General features: G+C 41.1%; 2 protein-coding genes. Both read left to right on the top strand.

All coding sequences use genetic code 11. The features are described from left to right. The coding region (locus F6K53_RS35850; RefSeq protein WP_293084142.1) for an ATP-binding protein at positions 1-2,982 on the top strand (2,982 nt) is incomplete at its 5' end. Between the two features lie 99 nt (positions 2,983-3,081). Beyond that, on the top strand, positions 3,082-3,415 hold a 334-nt coding region (locus F6K53_RS35845; RefSeq protein ID WP_293084139.1), incomplete at its 3' end, for a response regulator.

Genomic DNA, 3,415 nt, shown 5'->3' with positions numbered 1-3,415 from the left:
ACTGCGGGTCAGAAAGCCAAGGCCGCAGCCGCTTATCCCAGCGCTCTCAAGTATCTGAATGTAGGTCTAGGACTCCTAGCAGCGGATACCTGGACTGACAACTATGACTTCACCCTTGCTTTCTATCTAGAAGTGGTGGAAGCGGAATACCTCAACAGCAATTTTGAGCAATCAAACCTCTTGGCTGGAGTCGCTCTGGAACAAGCCAAAACCCAATTAGATCAAGTCAAGGTGTATGAACTAAAAATCTACGCTTATATTGCTCAAAACCAAATGCAAGTCGCCCTGGATACGGGGCTAGAGGTTCTGGACATGCTCGGGATTCCACTGGATCAAGACCCCCCCTCTAAAAACCTGATTAGTGAGGATTTGGTTGACCTACCAGAAATGACTGACCTGACTAAACTAGCGGCCATGGGGATCTTAAAGTCTGTAGGAAACGCTGCTTTTATTGCTAATCCGTCATTGTATCCACTGTTTATCTTTACAAGAATCAATCTATGTATCAACCATGGCAATTCAAATCTGTCCACGGACACCTATATTAATTACGCCATGATCCTGTGTGGATTTATGGGAGATATCGATGGTGGCTATAAATTTGGTCAACTGTCTTTGATGCTGTTGGAGCAATTCCATGCTCAGGAGTTCAAATGCATAGTATTAGATGTTTTTAACGGTCATATCAGACACTGGAAAGAGCATCTCAAGGAAACCATAGACCCCTTACTAGAGGCGTTTAACAGCGGTCTTGAAACCGGAAATATAGAGTATGGCGGTTATGCTGCCATCAACTACTGTGCCAACCTATTTTTTGTGGGATATGATTTGGACTTTGGTGCTCAAAAGTATGGCCAGTATCTGGATTGGCTGCAAAAAAGAAAGCTAGACTATCATGTTACTTATGCTAAAATCGGCAAACAATTAATCTTAAATTTACTCGGCAGATCTGACGATCCCTGTCAGTTAATTGGGGAAGACTTTAATGAATTAGAAATGCTTCCCATTTTAATAGAACAGAATAATGGAACCTCTCTGTTTTATCTATATCTTGCCAAATCCATTCTGTTTTATTGGTTTAAGGAACCCGAAAAAGCTATTGCTCAGGCCAGGTCAGCAGAGCAATACGCACAAGCTGTCCCTGGCATGATTCTTATTGCTGAACACAATTTATACTATTCTCTAGCGCTTTTGGCTCACTATCCCCATGTAGAGCCACAGCAGCAAGGTGAATACCTCACCCAAGTAGCAGCTAATCAGGAAACTCTGAAAACCTGGGCATACCATGCTCCATCAAACTTCAAACATAAGTACGAGCTAGTGGAGGCAGAGAAAGCACGAGTTTTAGGGCAACACTGGCAAGCCATGGAAATTTATGACCAAGGGATTCAAGGAGCAGCGGACCAGGAGTATATCCAGGAAGAAGCACTGGCCAATGAGCTAGCAGCAGAGTTTTATCTGTCTTGTGGCAAACGAAAGATCGCCCAGGCTTACTTGACTGATGCCTACTATGGATACAGTCGCTGGGGAGCTGTGGCAAAAGTGAAAGACTTAGAATCAAGATACCCCCAACTCCTTAGCAAAATTACCGCCCAACCAACAACGCAAGTTCCAGTAGATTCCATAACCAACTCGACCATAGCAGTAAGTTTAACCGCACTAGATTTATCTGACGTGATCAAGGCATCTCAAGCCATTTCAGAAGAAATAGTTTTCGATAATTTACTGGACAAGTTGATGCAGCTTCTCCTAACTAATGCTGGAGCCAAAAAGGGGTTTATCATTTTGTCAAAAGAAGGTAAACTGATGATAGAGGCGGCCGGTTCAGTGGTTAACAATGGCGTAACAGTAAGGCAGTCAATTCCAGTAACCATTACTCAGCAGTTGCCCAGATCGGTGATTAACTATGTCGCTATCACTAAAGAAAATTTGATTTTCAATAATCTTGTTAATAACTCTACCTTTGCTGATGATATATACATCAAAAACCATCAGCTAAAGTCAGCTTTGTGTTTGCCACTTCTGCGGAAAAAAAATCTGATTGGTATGGTGTATTTAGAAAATAATATAATTTCTGGAAATTTTACCAATGAACACGTAGAAGTGTTAAGCCTTCTGTGTAATCAAGCGGCAATTTCTTTGGAAAATGCCACCCTTTACCAGACTTTGCATGACGTTCAAGTTAGGGAGCGACTAGAAAAACAGATTCGCAAATCTCTGGAAAGAGAAAAGGAACTCACTGAACTCAAATCTCGATTTATCTCTATGACTTCCCACGAGTTCCGCACCCCCCTAACTAGTATTATGGGGGTTACTGAAATTTTCAAATATTATAGCCAGAATTGGAATGAGGAGAAAAAACAAAACTATCTAGATCGGATTCAAGCCAATATAAAACATATGCTCCACATGTTAGATGACGTGTTGGTAGTCAATAAAGCCAACGCCGGAAAACTAAAATTCAACCCTACACCATTAAATTTACTTGAATTCTGCCGTGACTTAGTCGAAGAGATAGAACTAGGTCTTAACACCAAACAAACCCTTGTTTTTGCTATTCAAGGTGAATGCCCAGAGGCTGAGTTCGATGAACAACTGCTCAGACACATCTTGAGAAATTTGCTATCAAATGCTACTAAATATTCCCCCAATGAGAGCACCATAAACTTTGACTTGATTTGTAATCAAGAAGAGGTTACCTTTAAGGTTAAAGACCAGGGTATTGGTATTCCAGAAGAAGACCAAAAGCAACTGTTTGAGTCATTTCATCGATGCAATAATGTAGGCAATATTCCAGGAACTGGACTCGGACTTGCAATTGTCAAACAGTCTGTGGAAGTACACGGTGGTGAAATTACGGTAAATAGCCAGGTCGGTATTGGCACAACGTTTACTGTCACAATTCCACTGTACTCCCCTGCTGCAGCACCAGAGCAAGTACAAAGACCGAGAGCTGTTTGCCAGTTGGCAGTTGGCAATTGATCCTAATAGGAATTATGATTATGCCTAGAACAAAGGATTAGTTTTACTTGGTTTTTAAAAGCGTTTATAAATGTTAATGTTTGAAGGAGGAACTGATATATGTCGCAGATTTTAGTTATTGAAGATGAGGAAGATATCCGTACCATTGTTGTGGAAATACTTCGGGCTGAAAATTTCGAGGTTATTGAAGCAGAAAATGGTGAAATCGGTGTCCAATTGGCCAAAGATGAAAGTCCTGATTTGATTATTTGCGATATTAAAATGCCGAAACTGGATGGTTACGGTGTAATGATTCAGTTACAAGAAATTCCATCCACCCAGACAATTCCCTTGATTTTTCTTACGGCTAAATCTACAAAAAGTGATCTGCGGATGGGGATGGAACTGGGCGCAGATGATTATCTGACCAAGCCATTTACTAGAGATGAATTAA

The sequence above is a fragment of the Moorena sp. SIO4A1 genome (assembly GCF_010672065.1).
In the GTDB taxonomy this organism is placed as follows: domain Bacteria; phylum Cyanobacteriota; class Cyanobacteriia; order Cyanobacteriales; family Coleofasciculaceae; genus Moorena.
The sequence above is the reverse complement of the archived record's forward strand: the minus strand, read 5'-3'. Positions and strand labels throughout refer to the sequence as shown.